28 protein-coding genes are annotated in these 26,578 nt (G+C 70.1%); 8 read left to right on the top strand and 20 right to left on the bottom strand.

The annotated features are described in order from the left end of the window. Window positions 1–236: 236 nt before the first annotated feature. Genes HNR51_RS17390 through HNR51_RS17355 form a run of 8 tightly spaced genes read right to left on the bottom strand, consistent with a single transcriptional unit; the run spans window position 237 to window position 9,333 of the window. On the bottom strand, window positions 237–1,484 hold the full coding sequence (locus tag HNR51_RS17390; RefSeq protein ID WP_182555758.1) for an acyl-CoA dehydrogenase family protein: 1,248 nt from the start codon (window positions 1,482–1,484) through the stop codon (window positions 237–239). Window positions 1,485–1,514: 30 nt separating this feature from the next. Further along, window positions 1,515–2,279 carry an ABC transporter ATP-binding protein gene (locus HNR51_RS17385; RefSeq protein WP_182555757.1) on the bottom strand — a complete coding sequence of 255 codons (765 nt, stop codon included), beginning with the start codon at window positions 2,277–2,279 and terminating at the stop codon, window positions 1,515–1,517. After that, window positions 2,276–3,649 carry an ABC transporter substrate-binding protein gene (locus HNR51_RS17380; protein WP_182555756.1) on the bottom strand — a complete coding sequence of 458 codons (1,374 nt, stop codon included), beginning with the start codon at window positions 3,647–3,649 and terminating at the stop codon, window positions 2,276–2,278. The genes HNR51_RS17385 and HNR51_RS17380 overlap by 4 nt, the downstream gene beginning before the upstream one ends. 36 nt (window positions 3,650–3,685) lie before the next feature. Then, a complete protein-coding gene (locus HNR51_RS17375) occupies window positions 3,686–4,729 on the bottom strand; it encodes a branched-chain amino acid ABC transporter permease (protein ID WP_182555755.1) in 1,044 nt (347 codons plus the stop codon). Between the two features lie 4 nt (window positions 4,730–4,733). Beyond that, complete coding sequence (locus tag HNR51_RS17370; RefSeq protein WP_012455705.1) at window positions 4,734–5,615, bottom strand: branched-chain amino acid ABC transporter permease; 882 nt, start codon at window positions 5,613–5,615, stop codon at window positions 4,734–4,736. A gap of 24 nt (window positions 5,616–5,639) precedes the next feature. Next, window positions 5,640–6,410, bottom strand: coding sequence for an ABC transporter ATP-binding protein (locus HNR51_RS17365; protein ID WP_182555754.1), 771 nt, complete (start codon window positions 6,408–6,410; stop codon window positions 5,640–5,642). Between the two features lie 4 nt (window positions 6,411–6,414). Continuing rightward, window positions 6,415–7,818, bottom strand: coding sequence for an LLM class flavin-dependent oxidoreductase (locus tag HNR51_RS17360; RefSeq protein WP_182555753.1), 1,404 nt, complete (start codon window positions 7,816–7,818; stop codon window positions 6,415–6,417). A 60-nt stretch (window positions 7,819–7,878) separates the two neighbouring features. Further along, on the bottom strand, window positions 7,879–9,333 hold the full coding sequence (locus HNR51_RS17355; RefSeq protein WP_182555752.1) for a carbohydrate porin: 1,455 nt from the start codon (window positions 9,331–9,333) through the stop codon (window positions 7,879–7,881). A 644-nt stretch (window positions 9,334–9,977) separates the two neighbouring features. On the opposite strand from HNR51_RS17355, the gene HNR51_RS17350 reads away from it, so the two are divergent. Genes HNR51_RS17350 through HNR51_RS17330 form a run of 5 tightly spaced genes read left to right on the top strand, consistent with a single transcriptional unit; the run spans window position 9,978 to window position 14,499 of the window. Then, complete coding sequence (locus HNR51_RS17350; protein ID WP_182555751.1) at window positions 9,978–10,733, top strand: ABC transporter ATP-binding protein; 756 nt, start codon at window positions 9,978–9,980, stop codon at window positions 10,731–10,733. A gap of 23 nt (window positions 10,734–10,756) precedes the next feature. After that, entirely contained in the window at window positions 10,757–11,983 is a 1,227-nt protein-coding gene (locus HNR51_RS17345) for an ABC transporter substrate-binding protein (protein ID WP_182555750.1), read from the top strand. Continuing rightward, on the top strand, window positions 11,980–12,837 hold the full coding sequence (locus tag HNR51_RS17340; protein WP_182555749.1) for an ABC transporter permease: 858 nt from the start codon (window positions 11,980–11,982) through the stop codon (window positions 12,835–12,837). The genes HNR51_RS17345 and HNR51_RS17340 overlap by 4 nt, the downstream gene beginning before the upstream one ends. A 10-nt stretch (window positions 12,838–12,847) precedes the next feature. Next, window positions 12,848–13,405: an OsmC family protein gene (locus HNR51_RS17335; protein ID WP_182555748.1), complete on the top strand. Its 558-nt coding sequence runs from the start codon at window positions 12,848–12,850 to the stop codon at window positions 13,403–13,405. Between the two features lie 5 nt (window positions 13,406–13,410). Beyond that, window positions 13,411–14,499, top strand: coding sequence for an acyl-CoA dehydrogenase family protein (locus tag HNR51_RS17330; RefSeq protein ID WP_182555747.1), 1,089 nt, complete (start codon window positions 13,411–13,413; stop codon window positions 14,497–14,499). A gap of 44 nt (window positions 14,500–14,543) precedes the next feature. Here the strand turns inward: HNR51_RS17330 and HNR51_RS17325 are convergent, their stop codons facing one another. After that, window positions 14,544–14,969: a phospholipase A2 family protein gene (locus HNR51_RS17325; RefSeq protein ID WP_182555746.1), complete on the bottom strand. Its 426-nt coding sequence runs from the start codon at window positions 14,967–14,969 to the stop codon at window positions 14,544–14,546. A gap of 107 nt (window positions 14,970–15,076) precedes the next feature. After that, window positions 15,077–15,340, bottom strand: coding sequence for a hypothetical protein (locus tag HNR51_RS17320; RefSeq protein WP_141952544.1), 264 nt, complete (start codon window positions 15,338–15,340; stop codon window positions 15,077–15,079). Window positions 15,341–15,866: 526 nt separating this feature from the next. Here HNR51_RS17320 and HNR51_RS17315 point away from each other — a divergent pair. Next, on the top strand, window positions 15,867–16,145 hold the full coding sequence (locus HNR51_RS17315) for a hypothetical protein (protein ID WP_182555745.1): 279 nt from the start codon (window positions 15,867–15,869) through the stop codon (window positions 16,143–16,145). Window positions 16,146–16,257: 112 nt separating this feature from the next. On the opposite strand, the gene HNR51_RS17310 is transcribed toward HNR51_RS17315, so the two are convergent. Next, window positions 16,258–17,007: a Crp/Fnr family transcriptional regulator gene (locus HNR51_RS17310; protein WP_012455693.1), complete on the bottom strand. Its 750-nt coding sequence runs from the start codon at window positions 17,005–17,007 to the stop codon at window positions 16,258–16,260. Then, window positions 17,004–17,165 carry a hypothetical protein gene (locus HNR51_RS17305; RefSeq protein WP_012455692.1) on the bottom strand — a complete coding sequence of 54 codons (162 nt, stop codon included), beginning with the start codon at window positions 17,163–17,165 and terminating at the stop codon, window positions 17,004–17,006. Before HNR51_RS17305 ends, HNR51_RS17310 begins: the two co-directional genes overlap by 4 nt. A gap of 368 nt (window positions 17,166–17,533) precedes the next feature. Between HNR51_RS17305 and HNR51_RS17300 the strand changes: the two genes are divergently transcribed. Then, window positions 17,534–18,247, top strand: coding sequence for a Crp/Fnr family transcriptional regulator (locus HNR51_RS17300; RefSeq protein WP_182555744.1), 714 nt, complete (start codon window positions 17,534–17,536; stop codon window positions 18,245–18,247). Next, window positions 18,247–18,495, top strand: coding sequence for a DUF6894 family protein (locus HNR51_RS17295; RefSeq protein ID WP_182555743.1), 249 nt, complete (start codon window positions 18,247–18,249; stop codon window positions 18,493–18,495). Before HNR51_RS17300 ends, HNR51_RS17295 begins: the two co-directional genes overlap by 1 nt. A 21-nt stretch (window positions 18,496–18,516) precedes the next feature. Here the strand turns inward: HNR51_RS17295 and HNR51_RS17290 are convergent, their stop codons facing one another. From HNR51_RS17290 to HNR51_RS17255, 8 genes are all read right to left on the bottom strand, one after another. After that, window positions 18,517–18,993 (bottom strand): four-helix bundle copper-binding protein, encoded by a 477-nt coding sequence (locus HNR51_RS17290; protein WP_012455689.1) that lies wholly within the window; start codon window positions 18,991–18,993, stop codon window positions 18,517–18,519. Window positions 18,994–19,216: 223 nt separating this feature from the next. Further along, window positions 19,217–19,969 carry a class I SAM-dependent methyltransferase gene (locus tag HNR51_RS17285; protein ID WP_182555742.1) on the bottom strand — a complete coding sequence of 251 codons (753 nt, stop codon included), beginning with the start codon at window positions 19,967–19,969 and terminating at the stop codon, window positions 19,217–19,219. Beyond that, window positions 19,966–20,469, bottom strand: coding sequence for a GNAT family N-acetyltransferase (locus HNR51_RS17280; RefSeq protein WP_182555741.1), 504 nt, complete (start codon window positions 20,467–20,469; stop codon window positions 19,966–19,968). The genes HNR51_RS17285 and HNR51_RS17280 overlap by 4 nt, the downstream gene beginning before the upstream one ends. Beyond that, window positions 20,466–21,422 (bottom strand): glycoside hydrolase family protein, encoded by a 957-nt coding sequence (locus HNR51_RS17275; RefSeq protein WP_182555740.1) that lies wholly within the window; start codon window positions 21,420–21,422, stop codon window positions 20,466–20,468. The genes HNR51_RS17280 and HNR51_RS17275 overlap by 4 nt, the downstream gene beginning before the upstream one ends. A 13-nt stretch (window positions 21,423–21,435) precedes the next feature. Next, window positions 21,436–22,398, bottom strand: coding sequence for a glycoside hydrolase family protein (locus tag HNR51_RS17270; RefSeq protein ID WP_182555739.1), 963 nt, complete (start codon window positions 22,396–22,398; stop codon window positions 21,436–21,438). Beyond that, window positions 22,332–23,123 (bottom strand): WbqC family protein, encoded by a 792-nt coding sequence (locus HNR51_RS17265; RefSeq protein WP_210280111.1) that lies wholly within the window; start codon window positions 23,121–23,123, stop codon window positions 22,332–22,334. The genes HNR51_RS17270 and HNR51_RS17265 overlap by 67 nt, the downstream gene beginning before the upstream one ends. Next, window positions 23,120–24,361 (bottom strand): DegT/DnrJ/EryC1/StrS family aminotransferase, encoded by a 1,242-nt coding sequence (locus HNR51_RS17260; protein WP_182555738.1) that lies wholly within the window; start codon window positions 24,359–24,361, stop codon window positions 23,120–23,122. Before HNR51_RS17260 ends, HNR51_RS17265 begins: the two co-directional genes overlap by 4 nt. After that, window positions 24,342–26,507 carry a tetratricopeptide repeat protein gene (locus HNR51_RS17255; RefSeq protein WP_182555737.1) on the bottom strand — a complete coding sequence of 722 codons (2,166 nt, stop codon included), beginning with the start codon at window positions 26,505–26,507 and terminating at the stop codon, window positions 24,342–24,344. The genes HNR51_RS17260 and HNR51_RS17255 overlap by 20 nt, the downstream gene beginning before the upstream one ends. Window positions 26,508–26,578 lie beyond the last annotated feature (71 nt).

The raw sequence follows: 26,578 nt of genomic DNA, 5'->3' as shown, positions 1-26,578 counted from the left end.
GGAGCTGATCGATGCGGTTTCATCGCGGGGCCGGACAGTCTGGGCCGCCCGCCGTGGACCGCACCGCGATCAGGCGGCCTGATCGCGCGGCCCGGCAGCGAACCGTCTGCGAGCGCCCCCCGGACAACGGCATCGGCCCGGTGCCGTTGCACCGGGCTTAGAGCGCGTCGCGGATGTCCGCGCAACCTGCCTCCGCGTGCGGAGCGCCCGCCCGCGCGGAAATGTGAGCGCCGGCCTCAGGCGCGGGGTTCGGGCACGCGGCCGATCTTCCACTGGAAGGGCGGCTCCGTGCCGTTGACCGCATAGTCGCCGACGACCCGGTCCTTGAAGATGCGCGGGTTGTGCGAGGCGATCGTGCGGGCGTTGCGCCAGTGGCGGTCCAGCGCGAGGCCGCGGCGCGTGGCCGAGGCGCCGAGCGCGTCGAACAGGATCGTGCCGGCTTCCAGCACGAGGCCGGTCAGCACGCTCTGGGCCTGCGCCAGCTCGATCTCGGCCGCGACGTTGATCGCGTGGCTCTCCGCCTCGGGCAGACCCGCGATCCGCGCCTCGTAGGCGCGCTGCACGGCCTGGGCCGCCTGTCCGTTGATCGCGCCCGCGGCGTAGGCGAGCCCGTGCACCCGGCCCACCACCTGAAGCACCTGCGGGTCGGCGCTGGGACGCGCGCCCGCCGCATGGGAGTAGGTGCGGTTGCGCGTGCGCACGGCGCGGGCGACCTCGCCCGCCGCCGCCCGCGCGATGCCGGTCAGCGTCGCCAGATGCACCGCTTGGAAGAAGGCCGGGCCGTAGGGGAAGCGCTCCGCCGTCGGCAGCGGCTCGCCGATGGCGGGGGCATCCTCGAACAGGGCGGTGCCGCTCGCGGTCAGCCGCTGGCCGAAGCCGTCCCAGTCGTCGATCACCTCGACGCCCGGCGCCTTGGCCGGCACCACCACCGAGGTCTCCTCGCCGGATTCACCGGTGCCGACGACGTCGATCCAGTCGGCAAACAGCGAGCCCGTGGTGTAGTCCTTCTTCCCCGTCAGGCCCCAGCGCGCGCCGCTGCGGTGGATGCGGGTCGCGAAGGTGCCGACCGCGGCCGGGCCGGTCTCGGACCACGCGCCGCCGAACAGGTCGCCGGCCGCGAGGCGTTCGATCCAGTGCGTCCGGCGCGGGCCCGCCGGGCTGCCGACGGTGTCCTCGGCGAAGCCAAAATGGTTGCGCAGGGCCTGCGGCAGGTTGGAATCGGCTTCCGCCAGTTCGGCGAGCAGCCCGAACAGGTCGGGCAGGCTCGCACCGAAGCCGCCCTCCGCCTCCGGCACCCGCAGGGCGCCGAACCTTGCCTCCTTCAGCCAGCCGATCGCCTCGTGGGGCAGGTCGCGTGACCGCTCGCGGGCGACGGCGCCCGCGCGGATGCGGGCGAAGACCGGCCGGAAGCGGGCGGCGAGGGCTTCGTAGCGCGGGCTCGGGGGCGTGCCCCAGGCAGTCCAGTCGGCATCGGGCTGGCTCATCGGCGGGTCTCGCTTGGGGTGGGACGGCGTTCAGTGGCGTGTGGAAGGGGTCGCGTCGGCGCCGAGGTAGAGCGCACCGAGGCGTCCGCTGGCGGCGAGTTCGGCGCTGGAGCCGGAGGCGACCACGCGCCCGCTCTCCAGCACCACCGCGCGGTGGGCATGGTCGAGCACGAGGTTGGCGCTCTGCTCGGCGACGAGGACGCTGACGCCCTCCTCGCGGTTCAGGCGGGCGACGATCTCGAAGATCTCGGCGACGATGATCGGCGCGAGCCCCATGGAGGGCTCGTCGAGGAGCAGCAGCGTCGGCCGGGTCATCAGGGCGCGCCCGATCGCCACCATCTGCTGCTCGCCGCCGGAGGTGAGGCCGGCCTTGGCCCCGCGCCGCTGCTTCAGGCGCGGGAACCACGCGTAGATCCGCTCCAGATCGTCAGTGAGGCGGCGCCGGCTCGGGCGGCGGAGATAGCCGCCGGTGAGCAGATTCTCCTCCACCGTGAGCTGGCCGAAGACGTGGCGGCCCTCCAGCACCTGCACGATGCCGCGGGCGACGAGGTCGGCCGGATCGAGGCGCCCGGTCGCCTCGCCCTGCCAGCGGATGGCGCCGCGCCGCAGGCTGCCGCGCTGGGCGCCGAGCAGGTTCGAGATCGCCCGCAGCGTCGTGGTCTTGCCGGCGCCGTTGGGGCCGATCAGCGCGACGATCTCGCCCTTGGCCACGCTGAGCGAGACGTCGCGGAGCGCCAGGATCGAGGCGCCGTAGACCGCCTCGATGCCCTCGACGTCGAGGAAGGGCGCGCTCATTTCGCGCCCGCCTCCGCCGTGTCCTCGGAGCGGGGCGTGATGCCCTTCTCCCGGGCATAGGCCGCCGCGCGTTCGTAGATCACCGGCAGGAGCAGCTCACGGTCGGACTTGACCCAGCCGTTCGAGACGATGGTCCACTTCGCGCCGTCCCATTGCAGCACCTTGCCGGCGCCGCCGCCCTCGTGGTCCTTGGCCGAGAGGCGCAGCGGCTGGACGAGGCCGTCCGCGCCGAGCTCCTTCAGGCGCGCCTCGTCGAGCACGAGGTGCTCCAGGCCCCACTGCGTCTCCTCGCCGTTGAGGGGGCGGTGGCCGAAACGGGCCTGCGCCGTGCGGATCGCCTCCACCGCGATGATCGTCTCGATGACACCGGAATTGTAGTAGACCGAGCCGAAGCTCTTGAGGTCCTTCAGGTCGCTCTTGCCCTGATCGACGATCGCCGCCTTGATCTTCTTCAGGATGCCGAACTCGGCGCCGGCCGGGAACGGCGTGATGGCGAGATAGCCCTTGCCGACGCTGCCGGCGGGCCGAACGTCTTCCTCCGAGCCCGACCAGATGCCGCCGATGATGTGATCGACGGGAAAGCCGGTCTTGGCCGCGGTCTTGATCGCCACCGGGGTCATCACGCCCCAGCCGCGCAGGAACACCCAGTCCGGTTTGATCTGGCGGATGCGCGCCCATTGCGCCGACTGGTCGTTGCCGGGATGCGGCACCGCGATCTGGATGTTCTCGAAGCCGTAGGTCTTGGCCAGCAGGTCGAGCGGGACCTGCGTCTCCTTGCCGTAGGGCGAGTCGTGGTAGACGGTCGCGATCTTGAGACCCTTGAGCTTGTCCTTCCCCCCGACCTGCTCGGCGATGTAGTTCACGGCCGAGGACGCCTCGCTCCAGAAGCTGAACAGCACGGTGAAGCTGTAGGGGAAGACGCGCCCGTCGATGGCCTCGGTGCGGCCGTAGCCGGTGGTGAGGAGCGGGATCTTGTCGGCCACCGACTTCTCGGTGAGTGCCTTCGAGATCGGGTCGCCGTGCGGCAGGAACAGCGGCGCCGGCGAGCCCTCGCGGCCGCCTTTGAGCCGCTCGTAGCACTCGACGCCCTTCTCGACCGCCCACTCGGTCTCGCACTCTTCCCAGACCAGCTTGACGCCGTTGATGCCGCCCTCGACCTCGTTGATGTAGCGCAGGTAATCGATGGTCCCGCCCCAGACCGGCGTGCCGGACGAGGCGTAGGCGCCGACGCGGTAGGTGGCGATCGGGATGTACTGCTTGGCCGACCGGGTGGCCGCTTCCGCCGCTTCCGCCGCTGGAACGAGGCTTGACGAGGCGATCAGGCTTGCGGCGAGGGCTGCGGAGCGCAGGGCGCTGGACAGGCGGGGCATCGGTCGTTTCTCCGGGAGGATGTTCGGGAAAAGGGGTCAGCGGACGGGGCGGCGCAGGCGGCCGAGCAGCGCGACCAGTCCGTTCGGCTCCTTGATCAGGAAGCCGATGATGAGCGCGCCGAAGAGGATGCGCTGGAGGTTCGAGATCTGCCCGCCGTCGAGGCTGCCGCCGAGGAACGCGTTCGACAGGTGAGTGAGCAGGATCGGGGTCAGCACGATGAAGGCCGCGCCGATGAAGCTGCCCGACAGGCTGCTCAAGCCCCCGATGATGATGATGAACATCGCCTGGAACGAGCGGTCGAGATCGAAGCTGCGGGCATCGACCGTGCCGAGATAGGCGAAGGCCCAGAGCGCCCCGGCCACCCCGCTGACGGCCGCCCCGACGAAGAAGGCCGAGAGCTTGGTCCGTGCCACGGGCACGCCGATCACCGCCGCCGCGGTCTCGCCGTCGCGCACCGCGCGCCAATTGCGCCCGGTCTGGCTGTGGACGAGGCGCCAGGCCAGGACTGTCACGACCGTGACGCTGGTCAGCGTCAGCGCGTAGCGGCCGGCCGGGCTCGACAGGTCGTGGCCGAGAAAGACGAGCCGGGGAGCCGAGATCGCGCTGGACGAGGCGTCGTTCGAGAACCAGCCGACCTGATTGAAGACCCACTCGATCAGGAACTGCGCCGCCAGCGTCGGGGCGACGAGATAGAAGCCCTTGATGCGCAGCGACGGCAGGCCGACGACGAGGCCGACCGCCCCGGCGATGAGGCCGCCGCCGGCAAGGCTGACCGGCAGCGGCAGCTCGGGCAGGCGCAGCAGCAGGTTGTAGGTGGCGTAGGCCCCCACCGCCATGAAGGCGCCGGTGCCGAGCGAGGCCTGGCCGGCATAGCCCATGGTCAGGTTCAGGCCGAGGCCGGCCAAAGCCATGATCAGGAACGGGATCAGGATCGCGTTGTACCAGTAATCGTTCGCCGTCAGCGGGATCGCCACGAAGGCGACGGCGAGCAGGAGGGCGAGGCCGGTCCCACGCAGGGGAAGGGCGGGCAGCGCGAGGCGTCGGCCCGGCGCGAGGGCGGCGGCGAGAGCAGGAGGCATCGGGTCAGACTCTCTCGATGGCGCGTTCGCCGAACAGCCCGGCCGGACGCACCAGCAGGAAGGCGACGGCGAGCGCGTAGGCGAACCAGGTGGAGACCGAGCCGCCCAGCAGCGGCCCGAGATAGATCTCGGCGAGCGCGTCGGCGGCACCGACGATGAGGCCGCCGACGATGGCGCCGGTGATCGAGGTGAAGCCGCCGATGATGAGGACCGGCAGCGCCTTCAGCACCACGAAGGTGAGGGAGAACTGCACCCCCTGGCGCGCCCCCCAGAGCAGGCCCGCCACCAGCGCGACGAACCCGGCGACCGCCCAGACCGTGGCCCAGAGCACGGGCAGCCGGATGCCGATGGAGAGCGCCGCCTGCGGATCGTCGGCCACCGCCCGCAGCGAGACGCCGATGCGGGTGCGCTCGAAGAACAGCCACAGGGCGAGCACCAGCGCGCCGGCGGTGAGCGCCGCCACGAGGTCGAAGGAGCTGAGCTGGATCGGTCCGATCGCGACCGGCAGGTCGCTGAGGCCGAGATCGAGCTCGTGGACGCTCGCGCCCATCACGAACTGCGAGCCGCCCTCGATCACGTAGGACAGGCCCAGCGTCGCCATGAACAGCGTGATCTGCGAGCGGTTCACGAGCGGCCGCAGCACGATCCGCTCGACGGCGACCGCCAGCGTCACCATGATCGCCAGCGTGATCAGGCCGGCGAGCCAGAACGGCACGTCGCGCTCGGTGAGCGTCACGAAGGTGAGCGCGGCGCACAGCACCATCGCCCCTTGCGCGAAGTTGAACACGCCCGACGCCTTGTAGATCAGCACGAAGCCGATCGCGACGAGGGCGTACATCACGCCGGCGAGCAGACCGCCCGCGAGCGTCTCCAGGAAGAAGCTCATGCGAAGAACCTCATGGCGCGGCCCTCAATGCGGCTTGCCGAGATAGGCCGCGATCACGGCCGGGTCGTTGCGCACGGCGTCGGGCGGGCCGTCGCCGACCTTTCGGCCGTAATCGAGCACCACGACGTGGTCCGACAGGCTCATGACGACGCCGACATCGTGCTCGATCAGCACGATGGTGGTGCCGAACGCGTCGCGCGCCGCCGCGATGAAGTGCGCCATGGCCCGCTTCTCCTCGCCGTTCATGCCGGCCATCGGCTCGTCGAGCAGCAGCAGCGTGGGCCGCGCCACCAGGGCGCGGGCGAGATCGACCCGCTTCTGGATGCCGTAGGAGAGCGTCGTGACGATGCGGTCGCGGTAGGGGCTGAGTTCCAAGAAACTCAGCGTCTCCTCGGCGGCAGCCCGGAAGCGGCGCGTCTCGGCCGCGTCGCGCGGCAGCCCCAGCGCGTGCGCGATGAGGCCGGTGCGGCTGTGGCGGGCGAGCCCGGCCAGGACATTGTCGACGACGGAGAGCCCCGAGAACAGGGCCGCGTGCTGGAAGGTGCGGCCGATTCCGCGCCGGGCCGCCGCGCCGGGGCGGATCGAGCGCAGGCGCTGGCCGTCGAAGGCGACATGGCCGGAATCGGCCCGGTAGACGCCGTTGAGGATGTTGAGCGCCGAAGACTTGCCCGCGCCGTTGGGGCCGATCAGCGCGCAGATCTCGCCGCGCTCGACCGAGAAGCTCAAACGGTTGATCGCCTTCAGCCCCTTGAACGAGAGCGACACGTCGGAGAGTTCGAGGATCGGGTCGGCCATCCCCTCACTCCGCCGCCTCGAGGCGCGAGGCCTCGCGCGCCTTGACCGCCGCGATGTCGCGGTAGCCGTGGGCCGGGTGGGTCTCCGGCAGGAGCGGCCCCCTCCCGAACAGCTTTTCGCGCAAGGTGCCGGGACGGTAGCTCTTGGGGTAGACGCCGCGGCGCTGGAGTTCGGGCACCAGCAGGTTGACCGTGTCTTCGAAGGTCTCCGGCGTCACCGCGTAGGCGAGGTTGAAGCCGTCGAGATCGGTCTCCTCGACCCATTCCTGGAGGATGTCGGCGACCGTGGACGCCGAGCCGACGAAGACCGGGCCGATCCCGCCGATGCCGCCCCAGCGGGCGAGTTCCGCGATCGACCACGGCTTCTCGGCCGAGGAGAAGCTCTCGACCATCGAGACGATGGCGTTGGTCTCGACCTTCTTCACCAGATCGGTCGGCGCGTACTGGCCGAAATCGATCCCGCTCCAGCCCGACATGAACACCAGCGCGCCGTCGTAGGAGGTGTAGGACTGGTATTCCTCGAACTTCTTCTGCGCCGCCGCGTCGGTCTCGGCGACGATGACCGTGGTGAGGTTGTAGATCAGCACGTCGCGGGCCGAGCGGCCGGCGGCGACGGCCTTGGCCCGCACGTCGGCGACATAGGCCTTGAGCATGGATTTCAGCGGCGCGCCGACGAAGACGCACTCGGCGTGTCCCGCCGCGAAGGCCTTGCCGGGCCCGGAGGCGCCGGCCTGATAGAGCACCGGCGTGCGCTGGGGCGAGGGCTCGCAGAGATGGTAGCCCGGCACGGTGAAGTGCCGGCCGCGATGGTCGATCTCATGGACCTTCGACGGGTCGGTGAAGATCCGCCGCTCGCGGTCGCGCAGGACCGCGCCAGGTTCCCAGCTGCCCTCGAACAGCTTGTAGAGCACCTCGACGTACTCGGTTGCGACCTCGTAGCGGTTGTCGTGGCGCCCGAGCCCCGACTGGCCGACATTCTTCGCCCCGCTCTCCAGATACGAGGTGACGATGTTCCAGCCGACGCGGCCCTTGGTGTGGTGGTCGGCGGTCGAGAGGCGGCGGGCGAAGGTGTAGGGGTGCTCGAACGAGGTCGAGGCGGTGATGCCGATGCCGAGATGCTCGGTGGCCAGCGCGATCGGGGCGGCGAGCTGGAGCGGGTCGTTGACCGGGATCTGCGCCGCCTGATGCAGGGCGTGCCAGTTCGAGCCCTTGTAGACGTCGTAGTAGCCGACGACGTCGGCGATGAAGATGCCGTCGAAGATCCCGCGTTCGAGCGTGCGGGCGAGATCCTGCCAGTATTCGAGATCCTTGTACTGCCACGAGCGGTCGCGCGGATGGGCCCACAGGCCCGGCGACTGGTGCCCGACGCAGTTCATGTCGAAGGCGTTGAAGCGGATTTGGCGCGTCATGAGGCTTCGTCCGTTGAGGGGATCGGCGGGCGGCGCGGGGTCGGGGCTCGGCGGGGATGCTCAGCCCGGCGCGAGGCCGAGCAACTGGCCGAGCGGCACGATCAGCGTGGCGCCGACGTAGAAGCCGTCCTTGGTGCGGTTGGCGGTGTAGGGGTTCCAGAACGCGTTGCCGTTGACGAGGTACTGCACCACCGGCTCGAAGAAGATGCCCTTGCCGAGCGCCAGATGGGCGTTGGCCTCGAAAATCAGCTTGTCACGGGAATAGATTTCGCCGCTGCCGCCGGAGATGAAGTTCGCGTCGCCGAGGAACTGCGCATAGTCGGCGGAGATGCGCTGCCAGTTGACCTTGACGCCGTAGCGGTCGAGCGGCCGGCTCTGGTCGGGCGCCTGGAGGGTGAGGCCGGCGAACGCGTTCCAGCGGATCGGCACCGTCGGGTCGGGGGCGTAGGCGAGGCTGGTATAGGCCTGAATCGAGGTCGGGTTGAGGTTGGACGCGTCCGCCCCGCCGTCGGCGCGCCAGACCACCTGCGAGCCGGTGAGGATCACGCCCGACGTGCCCGAGCGCAGCCGCACCGGATCGCTCGGATTGAGGCCCTTCGAGGTGCCGTAGATGGTCTTGAAGTTATCTTCGTGGTCGGCGGTGTTGTAGAAGCCGGTCAGCGCCACGCGGCTCGGATAGGGATCGGTGACGAAGGTGGTGGCGTGGCCGATCTCGGCGAGCGTCACGACGCCGTTGAGCGGCTCGTGGCCGAAATCCCAGCCCGAGGTGAAGTTCGCGCGGCCCGTGACCGCGAAGGCGCCGGCCTGGATGTAGTCCTCGGGAGAGGTCTTGTAGGCGACGTTGGCGCCCCAGACACCGTAGAGCGGCGAGGACAGGCCGGCATTGATCTGCAGGATGTCCTGGAAGCAGCTCACGCTCGATTGGCAGGGCGGCAGCGCGTAGTAGCGGTTCGGGTGGGTTCGCCCGACCTCGATGGCGAGGCGGTCGTCGAGCAGGCGCTGCTCGTAGGTGAGGATCGAGAGCCGGGCGACGTCGCGGTTGAAGGTCGGCTGGTAGCCGATCGTGGTGTCGCCGATGTCGGCGCCCATGTTGCGGTTGTTCCAGCGCAGGCCGAAGAAGGTCTGGGTGATGTGGAAGAAGCCGCCCGGAACCCCCGCGAGCTTCTCCAGATCCGCGTCGAGGCTCAGCAGGTAATAGGCTGAGTTCGAGAGCTGTCCCGGCCGCAGACCCGCACTCGGATTTGCGAAGAAGAAGTCGTAGACGTTGACGTCGAAGCTCAGGCCCGCGAGCGCCAGCGAGGCGGCGTAGGGCGCGAGCGGCCCGTGCCACTTCACCTTGCCGTCCGGCGCGACGCCGATCGTCTCCGGATCGGTGCGCGGACCGGCCTCACCCGTAAAGCTCTCGACCGCGCTCGGCGATTGCGCCAGGGCGGGCCTCTCGATGAGCGGCAGGGCGCAGGCGAGGCCGGCGCTCAGCAGCAGGACGCGGGCCGGCGGAGATAGGGCGTTCGGCATCGGGCTCGTCTTCAGTCAGCCGCGCAGGGGTCATCGGTCCGGCGCGGGCGCAGGCACGTGAGGCGGATCGGGGGGAGAAGCGTCGGCCCGCTTGATGCGGAGCCTCGGCGGAATGGCCGGTCTGGGAGGATGTCGATCCACCCGCTTTGCCGGCATGTCATCGAAAGCCCGACGAAGATCTGCTTGTCTTCGTTTGATGCTCGTCGAATGCGGACCGATATTCTGCAATCAGTTCTTCGGCGTCAATGAAAGCGATTGCCTTTTTTCGGCGGGATGCTGGAACAACATTTTCCCCTCTACGTCGCAGAGAGGGATGATGGCGCGCTTCGAGCGTTGAATTCGCGTAAAAGACGGTGTTTTATCCGGCTGAACGCCTTCACGTTGCATCCGAGCGATCGGGTCGTCGTCGCGCCGCGGGCGGCCGCTTCCCGAAGGGGCGCCACCACGGGATCGATTGCGGCAGTTACGTCCTTGTCTGAAAGATAATTCTTTTTTGTTGCGCTCCGATCGGAGATGAATGCTTTCTCTTATCTTGGATATTTGAACGTTGCTTTCATTGATCTACGTGGGCGCGATCGGCCATTTTGGCGACAGGCCGTGCAGTCTCGGCCGCGTCCGACTTCTCCAGGTTCCCTATCGCGTTCATGTCGCGTCCCCTCCCTCGTCTCGCCCTCGCGGCCGTCGCGTACCAGTACGGCCCGAGTCCGGTGCTCGACCGCATCGATCTTGAGATCGCGGCCGGCGAGCGCGTCGGCATTCTCGGCCGTTCGGGTGTCGGGAAATCGACCCTGCTGCAGATCATGGCCGGGCTCGTCGCGCCCTCCTCCGGCCGGGTGCGGCTCGACGGGCAGCCGTCGCGCGGGCCGGTGCCGGGCTGCACGGTGATGTTCCAGCGCCCTGCCCTGCTGCCCTGGGCGAGCGTGCTCGACAACGTGCTCCTGCCCGCCCGCCTGTCGGGACGCCTCGGCCGCGACCGGGCGGTCTGCGAGGCGGACGGACGCCGTCTCCTCGACGACCTCGGCCTCGGCGAGCGCGGGGAGGCAAAACCGCACCAGCTCTCGGGCGGTCAGCAGCAGCGGGTGGCGCTGGCCCGGGCGCTGGCAAGCGAGCCCTCGATCCTGCTCCTCGACGAGCCGTTCTCGGCACTCGATCCCGAGATGCGCGCGAGCCTGCGCGCCGACGTGCTGCGGCTCGCCCGCGCCCGCGACCTGACCCTGATCGTCGTCACGCACGACCTCGCCGACGTCGCCGCGCTGGCGGCCCGTGCCGTGGTGCTCGACGGGCGCCCGGCCCGCATCGCCGCGGATTTCGCCCTCGCTGACGACGCGGAGGCGGATTTGCGCCGCCGTCTCGGCCGCCTCTCCCGCGACGCGTCCGGCGTGACCGGCCGCGCCGCCTGATCCCCTCTTCCCCGAGACCGCAGATGACCGCCCCCGACGACCTGTCCGCCCTCTGGACCCACGAATGGACGCGCGCCGACTGGACGCGCCGCAACACCCTCGACGCGCTCGCCCGCGGTGGTCTCGCCGCCCTGCTCGGGGGCGGCGGTCTCGCCCTGTCGGGCCGCGCGGTGCACGCCGCCAAGGACGAGACCGTGCGGATCGGCTACCTGCCGATCACCGACGCCACGGCGCTGCTGGTGGCCCATGCCAAGGGCTATTTCGAGGAGGCGGGCCTGAAGGTCGCCGAGCCGACCCCGGTGCGCTCGTGGTCGGCGCTGGTCGAGGGCTTTGCCGCGGGCAAGTTCAACCTCGCCCACCTCCTGAAGCCTATTCCCGTTTGGATGCGCTACAACAACAAGTTCCCGGTCAAGATCCTGGCCTGGGCCCACACCAACGGCTCGGGCATCGTCGTCGGGGGCAAGAGCGGGATCGAGGACTTCAAGGGACTGGCGGGCAAGCGTGTCGCGGTGCCGTACTGGTACTCGATGCACAACGTCGTGCTGCAATACGCGCTGCGCGAATCCGGCGTCACGCCGGTGATCCGCGGTGAGGCGGGCGCGAACGAGTGCGCGCTTCAGATCCTGGCGCCGCCCGAGATGCCGGCGGCGCTCGCGGCGGGCAAGATCGACGGCTACATCGTCGCCGAGCCGTTCAATGCGCTGGGCGAACTGAAGGCCGGCGCGCGGATGCTGCGCTTCACCGGCGATATCTGGAAGAACCATCCCTGCTGCGTCGTGGTCGCGCATGAGAGCCAGGTCGCGGCCAAGCCGGAATGGGCCGGCAAGGCGGTCGATGCCATCGTGCGGGCGCAGGCCTATTGCGTGAAGAACCGCGAGGAGGTCGCCCGGCTGATCTCGAAGGAGGGCCGCGGCTACCTGCCGATGCCCGCCGACGTCGTGATCAAGGCCACCACCGATTACGGTCCGGCCTACGAGGCGAGCGGCGCGATCCGCCACCGCGACTGGGCGGCGCAGCGGATCGACTTCCAGCCCTGGCCCTATCCGTCGGCCACCAAGCTGATCGTCGAGGCGATGGGCAACACCGTGGTCGAGGGCGATGCCGGCTTCCTGAAAGGTCTCGACCCGGATTTCGTCGCGCGCGACCTCGTCGACGACCGCTTCGTGCGGGCCTCGCTCAAGCGCTACCCCGAATGGCCGGGCACGGCGGACGAGGCCGCCCTCACCCGCCAGGAGACCTTGAGCCTGTGAGCGGGGGCGTGACCGAGGCGGCCCTCGCCGTCGAACGCGCGGTCGCGGCGCCGGAGCCGCGTCGCGCCGGGACGGGTGCCCGGCTCGGTGCTTCTGCCCTCAACCGGCTGGCCCCGCTCCTCGGCCTCGCGGGGCTGCTCACCCTGTGGTTCGCGGGCGGGCTGGTTCTGGAGAGCGTGCCGGCCTACGCCGCCTTCGCCGGGTTCGCGCCGGGGCCAGCCCTCGCCTCCTTCGCCGAGCTGATCGCCTCCGGCGAGGCGTGGCGGGCCGCCGCGCCGAGCCTCGCCCGGATCGGACAGGGCCTCGCGGCCGCGTTTCTGCTGGGCGCGCCCCTCGGGCTGCTGGTCGGCTCGGCGCCGCTGGCCGAACGCATTCTGCAGCCGCCGTTCCAGCTCCTGCGGATGATCTCGCCGCTCGCCTGGATGCCGGTGGCGGTGCTCGCTTTCCCGAGCTGGGACGGGGCCATCGTCTTCCTGATCGCGGCGGCTGCGATCTGGCCGATCCTGTTTTCCACCGCCGCCGGGGTGAAGCGGGTCGATCCGGTCTGGCTCGCCATGGCGCGCAACCTCGGCGCCGGCCGGCTTGCGGCGTTGCGCGCCGTCATCGTCCCGGCGGTGCTGCAGGACATCCTCACCGGCCTGCGCCTCGCGCTGGGCGTCGCCTGGATCGTGCTGGTGCCGGCCGAGTATCTCGGGGTCACGAGCGGGCTCGGCTACGCCATCAATGACGCCCGCGACACCCTCTCCTACGACCGGCTCGCCGCCCTCGTCCTGCTGATCGGATTGATCGGCTACGCCCTCGACAGCGTGCTCGGGCGGCTCGCCGCCCGCGCCCGCTGGATTCCCACCAGTTGAGGAAACAACCATGACCGTGACCGCTGCCAAGGAAATCGTCCAGACCTTCGAGAAGGTGTTCGAGCCGATCGACCGCGAGCGGCTGCACGCCCTCTCCGAGAAGGGCCGGGCCGATCCGAGCGTGGTGAAGACCGTGCGCGCCCGCACCGTCGCCGAGGGGCGCCGCTTCCGCCACCTGAACTACATCCGCAATCTCGACGCCCACATCGTCGACGAGCCGCCGGCCCTGCTCGGCGACGACACCGCGCCGAACCCGACCGAAGCGTTGCTCGCCGCCCTCGGCACCTGCGTTGCGGTCGGGCTCCAGGCCAACGCCATCGCCCGCGGCTGGACCGTGAAGGGCATCGAGGTCGAGTCGGAGGGCGACATCAACATCACCTCGGTCTGGGGCACCGGCGACCTCTCCGAGAAGCCGGTCGGGCTCACCACGGTCCGGCTCAAGGTGCATCTCGACATCGAGGGCGCGAGCCCGGCCGAACTCGACGAACTCGTGGCCCATGCCGGGCAATGGTCGCCGGTGCTCAACACGGTGAAGAACCCGGTCTCCGTCACCCTGGCGCGGGTGTGACACCCATGGCCGCCAGCGCCCGCATCGCGGAATCCCTCCCGCCCGACGTCGCAGGGATCGTGGCCGGGATCGTGCGCGAGCGCTTACGCCCGCGCCTCGGCGCGATCGATGCCGGAGCGTATCCCGACGACATCCTGCGGGCGCTCGGGGCGGCCGGGGCGTATGGGCACCACGTCGACGGCACCGCGGCGGGGCTCCTCGCCGCCATCGACGCGATGACGGAGGCGGGTCAGGCCTGCCTCTCCACCGCCTTCTGCATGTGGTGCCAGGACGCCCTGATCTGGTATCTCGCCCGCGGCGACGAGGCCGGCCCGCGCCGCCACCTCGCGGCCCTTGCCGCGGGCGCGGCGCTCGGCGGCACCGGGCTGTCGAACCCGATGAAGGCGTTCTCCGGCATCGAGCCGCTGGCGCTCCAGGGCGAGCGCGCAGGCGACGGCTACCGGGTGCGCGGGCGCCTGCCCTGGGTCTCCAATCTGGGTCCCGGCCACCGCTTCGCCGGCATCCTCTCGCTCCCCGACGGGCGGCGGGTGATGGGGCTGTTCGAGGCCGGCGGCGAGGCCGTGTCGATCGCGGCCAATGCCCGCTTCGTCGCGCTCGAAGGCACCGGCACCTACACCGTGATGATCCGCGACGGGCATCTGGCCGACGAAGACGTCATCACCCACGACGCCGCCGCGTTCGTGCCGCGCATCCGCAACGGCTTCGTGCTGCTCCAGGCCGGGATGGGGCTCGGGCTCGCCCGCGGGGTCGCTGCGCTGATGCGCGAGGACGGACGCGGGCGCGCGAACGCGGCGTTCCTGCCGCTCGGGCCGGAGGCGATCGAGGCGCGGGCAGACGCCCTGCGCACGCGCGTCGCCATGTCGGCGCAGGCTCACACGGAGACCGACCGCGCGACCTTCCTGGAGACCCTGCGCTTGCGTCTCGATATTTCCTGGCTGGCACTGGAGGCGGCGCAAGCGGCCATGCTCCAGTTCGGCGCGCGCGGCTATCTGGAGGGGGCGGAGGCGTTCCGGCGCCTGCGCGAGGCGCAGTTCGTGGCGATCGTCACGCCCTCGGTGAAGCACATCACCACGGAACTCGCGCGGGGCGCCTGAGCGATCTCGCGACGCCCCGCCGCTCGGGCTCGATCGCCGGCGTGCTATTCGTCGGGAAGCAGGTCGGCGTCGGGCTGCGTCCCGACATCGACTGCAGCGGGCACGGCGGAGGGGGCGCGCGGCGCGGCCGACGGGGCCGAGGGCATCATGGCCGCGCCCGAGGCGACGAGCCCGGCCATCATCCGCAGATCTTCCGGCTGGCGCGGGTCGTCGGCCACGCGCTCGGCCTCCGCCTGAAGCCGCAGGTTGCAGGCGCGCGGCGCCAGTGCGCCGTCCGGGGTGCAGGCGTCGTGGCGGGCGCAGGCCGCGTCGAGCGCATCGATCGGCGCTGCCGGCGCCCTGTTGCCGGGCCCGCAGTAATTGCCGTGAAGCAGCACCGGGGAGCCCTCGACCGCAGCCGCCGGCCCAGTGGTGAGGGCGGGCGCCGTCAGGCCGGCGAGCAGAACGAGGGAGAGGATCGAGCGGTTCATCGGGAGATGTCTCCTCTGTCTTGAATCGGAGTCGGGCATGGGGGCCGTCTCGGCACGGTCCGCGCCTGCTGCCGCGTGAAGCGGAACAAGGGGGACACCCGGGGGGCTCAGCGGAGGCTTGCGGAGTGCCGGCCGGCCGTCGCGGCGGTCCCCTCGTCGAGCACGGCCCGGCAACCGGGGCTGAGGCTCGCCCGCTGCGCCCGCATGCAGCTCACGATGCGGCCGCGATCCGGGATCGAGGTCAGGCACAGCCGCATGACGTCGTCGCGGCAGAGGGCGGCCTGCTCCTCCTCACCGGCCCGCACGCTGGCGGTCCCGGCGGCAGAGAAGGCGATCAGAGCCAGCATCGTGCGGGTTCCGATCCTCACCATCGAACGTCTCCTGTCTCACGCCGACCGGGCAAAAGCTCCCGGCCAAGGTCCGACGATGAACGCCAGAAGATGACGGCTCGTTCCTTGAGCCTGTGCGGATGCAGGTCCGAGGCTCCCTCTCTACCGGATCGGGACTGGCAAGCGGGACTCGCAGGATCGACGATCGACACGCTTGCGGATGATCAGACGATCTCCGGAGAAACACTGCGGATAGACGCTGCTGCTCTGGGCGGTTGTTCGGGTTTCGTTGGTTGTAACGTATCGCCGATACGAAAGGCGCCGGGGAGCGCCGTGTGCCCGGTCTCGGCCGGGTCGAAGCGTCGTGCGGCACGGTGATCGACGGTGTCCGGTCGACCCGCCGGGAGTGCTGACGCTCGGCGCCACAGTGATGGACAAGATTTCTCAGCGAACAGGCAAGGGCTGCGTCAACGTAAGTATAAAATAATATTAAAGATAAGCTAAAAACAATCTTGGAACATCGCGGTGTCTGCGTGTTTACGATAGAATCACTTTCAGGAGTTCTTGCATGATGAAGATTCACACCGCTTGTGTTGCCGCGCTTCTTCTCGCCGGCGGTCTCGGCACCGCATCGGCACAGGAGACGTCCGGCCAGGGCGCTGCCCAGCCGTCGGCGCCCTCCGGCACCTCCCGGGCCGGAACGGCGGGCGAGATGCAGAAGGGCGACGCCATGAAGGCCGGGGAGATGGGCGGCGGCTCGGGCAATACCGGTGTTCCGGGAACGTCGCCCGCCGCGGAGGGTAACAAGAACCAGGATTCGCGGACCACGAAGACGCGCGACCGCTGAGGCGGCGTCCCTCGGCGGCGTCCCTCGGACGCGGGCCTTGCGCCCGTGTCCGGCCGTCAAGGCGCGGCCCGGCCGTCTCGGACCGGGCTGCCCGGTCGAGGCGGATCCGGCCTCAGGCCGAGAACGGCTCCTCCCGATGCAGGTAGTCCGGCCGGAACTCGGCGACCTCGGCGAGGCGGGCCGGGTCGCACAGGGTCAGTCGCTTGCTCTTGCGCTCGATCAGCCCCTCGCGCTTGAGTTCCCCCAGCGAGCGGTTCACGTGGACACTGGTCATGCCGGTGGTGTCGGCGAGGTCGAGCTGGGTGATCGGCAGTTCGTAGCTGTTGCCGCTGGTCAGCCCCACGGCCCGCAGGCGCACGAGCAGCTCGCAGAACAGGTGCGCGAGGCGCTCCACGGCCGAGCGGCGGCCGATATTCATCAGCCATTCGCGCAGGGTCGCCTCGTCGATGAGGGCGGCTTTGCGCAGACCGCGGGCGAGTGCGGGGTGCTGACGCAGCTCCCGAGCGGTCTCGGGCATGATCCGCGCCACCCGGCAGGTGGACAGCGTCCCGACCGTGTGGTCCATCCGGTTCAAGGCCCCGTTGTCGAGATCGCAGACATCGCCCGGGACGAGGTAGGCCATGATCTGGCGCGCCCCGTTCTCCCGCAGCTTGTAGCGGCAGGCGAACCCCTCGGTGACGGCGATCATGCCCTCGGGCCGGTCACCCTCGCGGATCAGATCGGTGCCCGCCGGAACCAGCCGCGTCCCCGCCTCGACCAGCGCCAGGGCCGCCGTGTCGGCTTCCTCCAGCCTTCCAAAGCCTTGCAGCTTGCGAAGGACAGGCCCGCTCACCGCCGCGCCACCGCCCGCCAGGACCTTCATTCGACCCGTCCCGCCCGAGCGGCCAGTTCCGCCATCACCGCGAGGGCCGGGCTCCGGTCGGCGAGGCCTCGCGCCGCTGCGGAGGCGGTCCGATCCAGGCCGACGATCGGGTCGGTCTGGACCGGCAGGACGAAATCGCCGTGGTCCGGCTGTGTCATGCTCGCCCTCGAAACCTGAAGCGCACGAGCCGCTCCGACGCCGGGCGGCGCAGCGGTTCGCGATGCCTCTCACGCACTGCCCGCCACGCGAGAGCGGCCCAAGGCAAGGCGCTGGCGAGCGGGAGTATTGCGAGGCATTCTACGGGTCAATCGAGCAGCACGTAAGTGAGGTCCCAATTTAGGTGCGATTCCCGACATTCCGAGGGTGTCGCAATATTTGTTGCAAAACGATATCGTTTCAGGGCTTTCGTTGATTGATGTTGAAATCCGTCGACGATGCCACATCTGAATAGGCTGGACTTCGGATCGAGACGAAACGCGCGATGTCAGGCGCCGATTGCGGTGCACTTTGAAATAAAGGGGGAGCCATGGCTCATCCTCCGCAATCGGTGGTGCGCAACCGTCTTCTCAAGGCGTTTCCGCCCGAGGATTTCGCCCGGATCGCGCCGCATCTCCAATCGACGGACCTGCCGATGCAGGAGCCCTTGATCCGATCCGGCGTGGCGGTCGAGCATCTCTACTTTCCGGAGGACGGCATCTGCTCGATCACGGCGAGCGGATCGGACGGCCGCGTCGAGGTCGGCATGATCGGTCGCGAGGGCGTGGTCGGCGTGGTGCCGGTTCTGACCGGCGGCGGTCAGGTTCCGCACGATCATTTCGTTCAGGTGCCCGGTCTGGCGCACCGGATCGGCACCGGGCCGCTCTGCGCCGCCATCGAGGAGAGCGATCCGCTGCGGCGCCTGCTGCTGCGCTACCTCCAGGTCGAGGTCGTGCAGGTCCGGCAGACCGCCTTCGCCAATGCGAGCTTCACCATCGAGGCGCGCCTCGCCCGGTGGCTCCTGATGTGCCACGACCGGCTCGACGGCGACGACGTGCTGATCAAGCACGAATTCCTGGGGATGATGCTGGGCGTCCAGCGTTCTGGCGTCACGCTGGCGCTTCAGAACCTCGAAGGCGCCGGGCGCATCCGCAGCCGGCGTGGATGCATCACCGTGCTCGACCGGACGCTGCTGGAGGCCCTCGCCGAGGGCAGCTACGGCGTGCCGGAGGCGGAATATGCGCGGCTGATCGAGGGCGTGTGATGCCGCGCTACTTCTTCCATCTGCACTACGGCCCCGGCAAGCGTGCGCCGGATCCGGAGGGCGAGATCCTGCCGGGACCGGAGGCGGTGCGCGCCCACGCCCTGGCGGCGGCGCGCGGCCTCGTCGCGCAGACCCGCTCCGACGCCGTCCGCGACTGGTTCGTCTGCGCCTTCGAGGTTGTCGACGAGGCCGGCACGCCCGTCCTCACCGTGCCGTTCGGCGACATTCTCCCGGACCAGGGCGACTGAGACCCGATGCGCGCCGGGCGGTCAGGCCGCCGTCTTCCGGCACTCGGCCGCGCAGGTGCGGCAGGAATCGCGGCAGGCGCGGCAGGCGGCGATGTCCGGGAACTTGGCGCATTCGGTCTCGCAGGCCGCACAGACCTCGGCCACCGCCCGCGCCATGGCGCGGGTGTGGGGCGAGTTCACCGCGGCGAGCGTTTCCAGCGCCGCGCAGGCATGCACGAGGTCGTAGGTCGCCCGCATGCAGGCGGTCATGCTCGTGTCCTTCATCGCCAGCATGGCGAAGCAGTGGTTGAGGCAGTCGTTGCCGGTCGAGACGCAGTGGGCACTCGCCTCCTTCAGCGCCGCGAACGGCGTCGCAGGCTCGGGATGGCCGCCCGCAGCGCCGTGGTCGTGCCCGTGATCATGGCCATGATCGTGTTCCGCCGCCTGGGCTCGGACGGCGGCCATCGAGGCCAGTCCGGCCGCCGCACCCAGTGCCGTGATGAAGTCCCGACGTTCCATCTCGCCCTCGCCCCCTCGCTCGCGCATCCGGCCGCAAAGCCGTGGGCGGCATCCTACCGCTGCGCCGGAGGCAAGCGAAGCCGTCCTCCGCGGGATGTGATCGGGAGACCGAATGCATCGCGTCCCGTGGCCCGCGGCGTCGCCTGCATCCCTCCCCGACCCTGCTTCGAGATGTCGTTTTGCCTCATCCCGAGGGCCGGAAGTCACCTGTCGGGATGGTGCTCTAACCGCCACGCGAACCCCGCTCGCAGACGAGATAGATGCTCGCGCACAGGTCCGGGTAGAGCTGGCCCAGGGCGTAGCAGCCGTCGAGATAGGCCGGCGAGACGATGTCGGTCTTCAGCAGGGCATCCCACTGGAAGTTCGCCAGCGCCTTGAAGAAGACGCCGGAGCGGTGGATCACCCGGAGGCCTGCGGCGGCGGCGTCGCGTTCCAGCGTGTCGAGGCTGTAGGTGCAGCGGTGGCCGTGCTGCCGCTCGGCCTCGGTGACGGCGGCGTTGTGGGAGATCAGGCCCATCTTCACCGCGATCTGCCGGGACGGCGCGTTGGCGTTCGGGCAGGCGAGCAGCAGGCGTCCGCCCTCGGCGAGCCAGTCCCGGTCGATGCGGGCAAGCGTTCCGACCGGGTCGTCGAGATGTTCGAGCACGTGGGTGAGGACCACCGTATCGTAGCAATCGGGCAGGACCACGTCCTCGAAGGTCGCGTGGACGAAGCGCACACGTTCGCCGAACGCGCCTCGCGCCGCCGCGATCGCCTCGCCCGAGGCCTCGACGCAGGTGATGTCGTCGAAGAACGGCGTCAGGCGCCGGGTGAAGTCGCCGCGGAAGCTGCCGAGTTCGAGCAGCCGGCCCGGCCGGAAGAACGGCTCGAAGGCGCGCACCATGTATTTGTGCATCACGTCGAGGTCGAAGTCGTAGGCGTAGCGGTGACCCGCCACGTCCTGCGTCTCACGGTCGAAGTCGCGCGCCGCGCTCATGGCCGGGCCTCCCTGTCTCGCTGCTGTGATGCCGCGCCTGCGCCGGGGCACGGGGTCCTCAGATCGAGGCGGAGGTGCAGCGTGTCCCCGTCGCGTCCGTCGTCGGTGAAGCCGAGTCCGCGATACAGGCGCAGCGCCGCCGCCCTGCGATCCACGCTCAGCGCCATCCGCGCGAAGCCGAGATCGCGGGCATGGGTGATCGCCGCCGCGAGCAGGCGGCGCCCGAGGCCGATCCCCATCCGCGTCGGCACGACGCTGACATTCGTCACGAAGGCCGCGATGCGCGCCGGATCGTTGCAGTAGACCGCGACGAGACCGATCAGGGTCGGACCGTCCCAGGCCTCGAACCGCTCGGCGCGGGCCACCAGCTTGGCGGCGTAGTCGGGGATCGCCCGCCGCTCGCCGAGCGGTGGCGTGAAGCTCTGCGCGCACGCCGTCAGATGGGCCTCCACATCCGCCGGCCGGGCGCGGTTTCGCGCGATGGCGGGGGCGACGGTCACGGGTCGAGCCGCGCCGCGCCGAAGCCGAGGCGGCCGAAGGCGTTGCCGTTGTAGAGGAGGTAGGTCGTCCCCTCGCAGGTGAAGACGTGGGGATAGCACTGCATGTCCGCGTCCCATTCCCCGGGCGTGCCGGAGAGGGGCAGCGCCGCGTCGTCCCGCGTCCAGTCCACGAGGTCGTCGGACCATGCATGCCCGATCCGGTAGCCGCGGCCGGGATCGGAGCGGAAGCCTACGGGCTCGCGGTAGCAGAACACCATGTGCCGGCGGGGGCCGCGGTCGAACACGCAGGGCAGCGCCTGGGCCTCCTCCGGGCCGAGCCGGTCGGCGACGATGCGGCGGCCCTCCTCCTTGGTCCAGGCGATGCCGTCGGCGGAGGTGGCGTGCCCGATCTTGTAGACCCGCTCCGGTGCTGCGCCGGCGCCTGCGGCGCTCCAGGCGGTGCCGAAGATGTACCACATGTGGAACAGGCCATCGATTACGCGGACGAAGCCGTCGGCGACGAGGAAGGGCTCGTTGAGCGTGGCGGAGAGGACCGGCCCCGTCCCGTGCCGCTCGAAGCTCAGCCCGTCGTCCCGGCTGAAGGCCAGCCCGATGCCGGTCTCCACCGGCACCGCGACGCGGCGGCTCCAGCCCGTGGTGTAGCCGTAGACGCGGTCCCCATGGCGCAGCACGTTCATCGGGAAGATGCCGTGCTCGTCGAAGGTGCCGAGGCCGCCGGCGGCGATGACCGGCCGCTGCGCGACGCCGAGCACCGCGCCGAGATCCTTGCGCATGTCCACGAAGGCGACGTGGCTCAGATACTGCCCGTCCGGCTCGCGGCTGCGGGTCGAGAAGAAGATCCGCACCCGGTCCTCGAGGACGAGCGCCTGCGGCGATTGCGCGAAGCCGCCGCCGCCGAAGGGGAGCGGGTGCGCCTGCAGGTCGAAGACGAGGCCGAGCTTGGTCCAGCGCATGGGGGCGGGCCGGTCAGTCGAGAGCGCCGTCGAGGGCGGCGAGGCCGAAGCCGCCGCGGCCGACTTCGTTGCCGAGATAGGCGAGATAGGTCCGGCCATCGACGGTGAAGACGTGGGGGTAGCTGATCATCTGCGCGTCCCAGCCCTCCTCCGACACGTCGATGCCGCAGCGCGCGTCGTCGCGGGTCCAGTTCACGAGGTCGGTGCTCCAGGCGTAGCCGATGCGGTAGCCGCGCTCGCGGCTGCGGAAGCCGGCGCTGTAGCGGTAGCAGAAATGCATGTGGTAGCGCCCGTCGGCCTCGAACACGTCGGGGCTCGCCTGGGCCTCGTCCGCCTCGATCCGCGGCGGGATCAGGTCGCGGTTCGCCTTGGTCCAGGTCAGCCCGTCGGGCGAGGTCGCCATGCGGATGCGGTAGACCGGCTCGGCCCGGCCTTCGACCCGCTTCCACAGGCTTCCGGCGATGTAGAACAGGTACCACGTGTCGCCGAAGCGCCGGACTTTCGGCCCGCTCATCACGAACGGTTCGTCCGGCGAGTAGGGCAGGATCGGCCCCGGCCCCAGCCGCGCGAAGCGGCGCCCGCCATCATGGCTCACCGCGCAGCCGATCGCCGTGTTGAAGGGAACCGAGACGCAGCGCGTCCAGCCGGCATAATAGGCCCGCACCGCCTCACCGGTGCGGATCACCGAGACCGGATAGACCCCGAACTCGTCGAAGGTGCCGGGGCCGCCGAGCGGCAGGATCGGCTCTTCGGCGACCGCGCGCACGCGGAACAGGTCGCTCCGGTCGAGATCGACATAGGCGCTGTAGCTCACGTATTGGCCGTTCGCGTCGGCATCGGGCCGGCAGGAGAAGTACATCCGCACGACGTCGTCGCAGATCAGGGCGGCGGGCGCCTGCGCGAAGGATTTCAGCCAGGGGCGGCCGCCGACGCTCGCGGGATCGAACACGCGGCCGAGCTTGCGCCAGCGGGGCACGGGGCATCCTCCCCTTCGATGAGATCGTAGCCGCCGGCCAGTACGGCCGCGAGCGCGGATCGCGGGTTGAACATCAGGACGTCGAGGATCGACAGCCAGGGCACGAACGGGTGCGGCCCCTGCGGATAGACGAAGGGCCGGGCCCGCAGGAAGCGCAGGGCGATCCCCCGCTGGGCGAAGGCGGCCGGATCGTAGAGGGTCGTGCCGCCGATCGGGTTGACGTAGGTCGCCGCGCCCAGCCGTTCGCACAGATCGATCACCCGATCCTGCCGCCGCAGATCCGTCGCGCCCTCGATCGCGGAGGCGGTGCGGATCGGCGTGGCGATGCCGAGATGCGCGCAGGTCCGCAGCAACCCGTGCTGCAGGTGGTCGAACAGGTCGGCGCTCGCGTAGCTCAGCACCTCCTCCACGAGCGGCATCGTCTCGTGCCGATGCGGCGCATGGCGATAGGCCTGGGCGATCTGGGCGCAGAGCCGGTCGGGCTCGAACCCCGCCGCGACCCGCCGCTCGCGGATGTCGAGATGGTCGGAATCCTTCTCGAGCGGCAGCGTGAAGGTCACCGGCGCACCATCGCGCAGGAAGCGGTTGCGGTTGATCCAGCCCTTCTTGGTGTATTTCACCGTGTCGTAGATCACGAACTGATCGACGGCGGCGATGAGCTGGAAGTAGCCGATATAGGGGAAGAGATACGGCTGCATGATCGCCGCCGTGGCGGGCGCCGTCATGGCTGCGCGATCCGTTCGACGATCCGGGCGATAACCGCCGGATCGAGATCGGGGTAGATCGGCAGGCACAGCACCCGGTCGGCGGCCGCGGCCGCCACCGGCAGATCCTCCCGCCGGGCGCTGGGGAGCGTGCGGTACATCGGGAAGTCCGAGATCAGGGGATGGAAGTAGCGCCGCGGGTGGATGCCGTCGCGCTTGAGCGCATCGTAGAGCGCGTCGCGGCTGATCGGGTAGTCGGGTCCGATCAGGATCGGGAAATAGGCGTAGTTGGCCGCGCCCTCCCCGGCAAAATCCAGGCAGCGGATGCCGGGGATGCCCTGCAACCCCGCGCGATAGGCGGTGTCGACCGCCTGCCGTCGCGCCAGCGCCGTGCCGATATGCCGGAGCTGGACGAGGCCGAGCGCCGCGTTCAGTTCGCTCATCTTGCCGTTGAGGCCGACATCCGGAACCGACGTCTCGCCGTCGTGGCCGAAGTTCTTGAGCTTGTCGATTCGGTCCTTCATCGCCGGATCGGCGCAGACGATGGCGCCTCCTTCGAAGGTGTTGAACACCTTGGTGGCGTGGAAGCTCAGGACCGAGAGGTCGCCGTGATTGAGCACGCTTCGCCCGCGGTGGCGCACGCCGAAGGCGTGGGCGGCGTCGTAGATCACCTTGAGCCCGTGCCGGTCGGCGATGTCACCGATCGCCTCGACGTCGCAGGGCTGGCCGTAGCAATGGACCGGCAGAATCGCGCGGGTGCGCGGCGTGATCGCGGCCTCTATCCGGTTGGGGTCGAGGTTGAGGGTCACCGGGTCGATATCGACGAAGACGGGGGTGAGGCCGCTCCAGAGCAGGGCGTGCGAGGTCGCGACGAAGGAATAGGGCGTCGTGATCACCTCGCCCGACAGGTCGAGCGCCCGCAGGGCCATGATCAGCGCGGTGGTCGCGTTGTTGAACAGCGCGACCTCGGGCACGCCGAGATGCGCGCGCAGGCGGGCCTCCAGCTCGCGATGGAACGGGCCGCCATTGGTCAGGATCCGCGTCTGCCAGATCTGCCGCAGCAACGGCTCGAACTCTTCGAGCGGCGGCAGGAACGGCCGCGTGACGTAGACCGGATCGGCCGCGCTCTCCGCTGCCGGAGCAGCGCCGAGGATCTGCGAAAATTCCTCCTCCAGCCGGCGCAGGGTCGCCTGCACCGGGCGTTCGGCCGTGAGGAGGTTGTCCGCCGCGGCGGCGGGGTCAAGCGGCGCGGTTCGCATCGGCCCAGCGCCTCCACATGGCGCGGAAGGCGTCGCCCACATCCGTGGCGAAGCGGGCGTGATCCATCAGCGGGCTGGCGAAGACGCGCTCGCGCAGCCCGGAGCGGAGCGCGCGCAGACGGTCGGGATCGCTGGCGAGGGCGACGGCACGGGCCGCGTAATCCTCCGCCGTCGTTCCGATGAGGTCCGTGAGTCCGACCGCCGTCAGCGCCGCGACGCCCGTGCGCGCCGCCGCATGGGTGCCCGCCAGCGCGATCAGGGGCACGCCCATGGCGAGCGTGTCGCAACTCGTGGTGCCGCCGTTATAGGGGAACGAATCGAGGGCGATGTCGATCTCGTGATAGAGCGCGTAGTAGCCGCTGTTGACCCGCGGGTGCAGGCGCACCCGGTCGAGCGGCAGCCCGGCCCGCGCCAGGCGCGCCTCGATCCGGGCTCGGATCTCCGGCCGGTCCACATCGGCGGCGACCATGAACAGGCGGGCGGCGGGAAGCGCCCGCAGGATGGCGGCCCAAGCCTCCAGGGCCCGATCACCGATCTTCTCGATGCGGTTCATCGTGCCGAAGGTGACGAAGCCGTTCTCCTCGAACGGCGCGCGCGCGCGCACCGGCGGGATGTCGCCGGGGGCCTCGTAGGTGGCCGACACGCCGGGCAGCCGCCACAAAGTCTCCGTGTGGAGCGTGTCCGAGAGGCCGGGCTCGTCGTGGCCGAAATCCGTCAGGCGGTAGTCCATGGCGCGCAGGCCCGTCGTCGCCGGGTGGCCGATCCAGGTGACCTGGACCGGCGCCGGCTTGCGGGCGAAGACGAGCAGCCGGTGGCCGGCGCTGTGGCCCGACAGGTCGACGAGGATGTCGATGGCGTCCGCCTCGATCAGGTCGGCGGCCGCGTCGTCGTCGAGGGCGGTGATGTTGTGCCAGCCGTCGAAGAGCGGGCGCAGGCGGGCCGAGACCGCATCCTCCCCGGCCTGGGTCATGTAGGCGCGCGTCTCGAACCGCTCGCGATCGATGTGGCGCAGGAACGGCTCGATGAACCGGGCGACGGCGTGGGTGCAGAGGTCGGCCGAGACGAACCCGACCCGCAGGCGACGGTCGGGATCGCGATCGTTGGTGAAGGGCCGCCGCCGCAGGAGCGGCTCGGCGAGGCGCGTCCCGAAGCTCCGGGCGTCGGCGGCGTAGTCTTCGGGGGAGACGCCCTCGGAATAGAGCTTGGCGAAGAGCCGGTTGGAATGGGCCGCGACGTTGCGCGGATCGAGGGCCAGCGCCCGGTCGAAGCTCGCGATCGCCTCAGGCAGGCGGCCGAGGCTCTTCAGGCCGCATCCGAGGTTGATATGGGCGCCGGAGAAGTTCGGATTGAGCGCGATCGAGCGCTGCGCATGGCTCACGGCCGAGGCGTGGTGGGAGACGCGCTGGAACGCGCCGGACAGGTTCGAATGCGCGATGGCCAGATCCGGATCGAGCGTGACGGCCTTTTCCAGCGCCGCGATCGCACCCGAGTTGTCCCCGAGGATGATCAGGAGCGCGCCGAGGCTGCTGAAGAAGGCGGCGTTGTCCGGCTCGCGGTAGATGGCAATGCTGAACAGGTCGTAGGCCTGCTGATGATGGCCGCGCCGGGCGGCGGCGGCGCCGGCGAGATGGGTCGCCTTGGCGTGGGTGTCGTCCAGGCCGATGACGAGGTCGAGCAGGATCTCCGCGGTGGTCAGATCGTTCGCCTCGTAATGCGCCTGACCCAGCGTGAACGCCTGTTCGACGAAGTCCTTGAGGACCCGGCGGGTCTCGTCGTCGGGCAAGCCCCGGTCGCGGAAGCGCTCCATCAGCGCGCGCGCCTCGCCGACGCGGTTCAGCGTCAGCAGCGTGGTGGCCAGCGCGAGCCAGTAGGCCGGCCGCTCGGGCGCGGCCCTGAGGGCTTCGACGAAGTGGGGCACCGCGGCGGCTGGCGCCTCGGTCCGGTTGGTGAGCAGCCCGAGTTCGAAATGCGCGGCGGCGTGGCCCGGCACCGCGTCGAGCGCCATCCGGAGGTTGCGGCGCGCCTTGTCGAACCGGCCGGCCGCCCGGTGCGTCGCCGCCTTGGCGAGGTAGCGATCGACCGGCTCCGCGGCCGAGACCTTTCCGGCGGCCTGCCCGAGCGTGCGCGTTGTACGATGTTCGAGCATGCCCGGCCTTCCTGCACCGGCCGGACGTTAGGAATTGTTTGGCTAATGAACCGTTAACGCCGCCACGGCAG

The sequence above is a fragment of the Methylorubrum thiocyanatum genome (genome assembly GCA_014138645.1).
GTDB lineage: Bacteria > Pseudomonadota > Alphaproteobacteria > Rhizobiales > Beijerinckiaceae > Methylobacterium > Methylobacterium thiocyanatum.
This window is presented reverse-complemented; position numbering and strand designations above follow the sequence as displayed.

What these genes read in the sequence shown, in the direction of transcription:
- HNR51_RS17385 (WP_182555757.1), bottom strand. Translation starts at nt 2,279, where the DNA reads ATGAGCGCGCCCTTCCTCGACGTCGAGGGCATCGAGGCGGTCTACGGC.
- HNR51_RS17285 (WP_182555742.1), bottom strand. Translation starts at nt 19,969, where the DNA reads ATGAGCGCGGCGCGCGACTTCGACCGTGAGACGCAGGACGTGGCGGGT.
- HNR51_RS17345 (WP_182555750.1), top strand. Translation starts at nt 10,757, where the DNA reads ATGACCGCCCCCGACGACCTGTCCGCCCTCTGGACCCACGAATGGACG.
- HNR51_RS17265 (WP_210280111.1), bottom strand. Translation starts at nt 23,123, where the DNA reads ATGACGGCGCCCGCCACGGCGGCGATCATGCAGCCGTATCTCTTCCCC.
- HNR51_RS17260 (WP_182555738.1), bottom strand. Translation starts at nt 24,361, where the DNA reads ATGCGAACCGCGCCGCTTGACCCCGCCGCCGCGGCGGACAACCTCCTC.
- HNR51_RS17390 (WP_182555758.1), bottom strand. Translation starts at nt 1,484, where the DNA reads ATGAGCCAGCCCGATGCCGACTGGACTGCCTGGGGCACGCCCCCGAGC.
- HNR51_RS17325 (WP_182555746.1), bottom strand. Translation starts at nt 14,969, where the DNA reads ATGAACCGCTCGATCCTCTCCCTCGTTCTGCTCGCCGGCCTGACGGCG.
- HNR51_RS17365 (WP_182555754.1), bottom strand. Translation starts at nt 6,410, where the DNA reads ATGGCCGACCCGATCCTCGAACTCTCCGACGTGTCGCTCTCGTTCAAG.
- HNR51_RS17360 (WP_182555753.1), bottom strand. Translation starts at nt 7,818, where the DNA reads ATGACGCGCCAAATCCGCTTCAACGCCTTCGACATGAACTGCGTCGGG.
- HNR51_RS17300 (WP_182555744.1), top strand. Translation starts at nt 17,534, where the DNA reads ATGGCTCATCCTCCGCAATCGGTGGTGCGCAACCGTCTTCTCAAGGCG.
- HNR51_RS17380 (WP_182555756.1), bottom strand. Translation starts at nt 3,649, where the DNA reads ATGCCCCGCCTGTCCAGCGCCCTGCGCTCCGCAGCCCTCGCCGCAAGC.
- HNR51_RS17315 (WP_182555745.1), top strand. Translation starts at nt 15,867, where the DNA reads ATGATGAAGATTCACACCGCTTGTGTTGCCGCGCTTCTTCTCGCCGGC.
- HNR51_RS17255 (WP_182555737.1), bottom strand. Translation starts at nt 26,507, where the DNA reads ATGCTCGAACATCGTACAACGCGCACGCTCGGGCAGGCCGCCGGAAAG.
- HNR51_RS17310 (WP_012455693.1), bottom strand. Translation starts at nt 17,007, where the DNA reads ATGAAGGTCCTGGCGGGCGGTGGCGCGGCGGTGAGCGGGCCTGTCCTT.
- HNR51_RS17335 (WP_182555748.1), top strand. Translation starts at nt 12,848, where the DNA reads ATGACCGTGACCGCTGCCAAGGAAATCGTCCAGACCTTCGAGAAGGTG.
- HNR51_RS17370 (WP_012455705.1), bottom strand. Translation starts at nt 5,615, where the DNA reads ATGAGCTTCTTCCTGGAGACGCTCGCGGGCGGTCTGCTCGCCGGCGTG.
- HNR51_RS17320 (WP_141952544.1), bottom strand. Translation starts at nt 15,340, where the DNA reads ATGGTGAGGATCGGAACCCGCACGATGCTGGCTCTGATCGCCTTCTCT.
- HNR51_RS17350 (WP_182555751.1), top strand. Translation starts at nt 9,978, where the DNA reads ATGTCGCGTCCCCTCCCTCGTCTCGCCCTCGCGGCCGTCGCGTACCAG.
- HNR51_RS17330 (WP_182555747.1), top strand. Translation starts at nt 13,411, where the DNA reads ATGGCCGCCAGCGCCCGCATCGCGGAATCCCTCCCGCCCGACGTCGCA.
- HNR51_RS17290 (WP_012455689.1), bottom strand. Translation starts at nt 18,993, where the DNA reads ATGGAACGTCGGGACTTCATCACGGCACTGGGTGCGGCGGCCGGACTG.
- HNR51_RS17275 (WP_182555740.1), bottom strand. Translation starts at nt 21,422, where the DNA reads ATGCGCTGGACCAAGCTCGGCCTCGTCTTCGACCTGCAGGCGCACCCG.
- HNR51_RS17355 (WP_182555752.1), bottom strand. Translation starts at nt 9,333, where the DNA reads ATGCCGAACGCCCTATCTCCGCCGGCCCGCGTCCTGCTGCTGAGCGCC.
- HNR51_RS17375 (WP_182555755.1), bottom strand. Translation starts at nt 4,729, where the DNA reads ATGCCTCCTGCTCTCGCCGCCGCCCTCGCGCCGGGCCGACGCCTCGCG.
- HNR51_RS17305 (WP_012455692.1), bottom strand. Translation starts at nt 17,165, where the DNA reads ATGACACAGCCGGACCACGGCGATTTCGTCCTGCCGGTCCAGACCGAC.
- HNR51_RS17295 (WP_182555743.1), top strand. Translation starts at nt 18,247, where the DNA reads ATGCCGCGCTACTTCTTCCATCTGCACTACGGCCCCGGCAAGCGTGCG.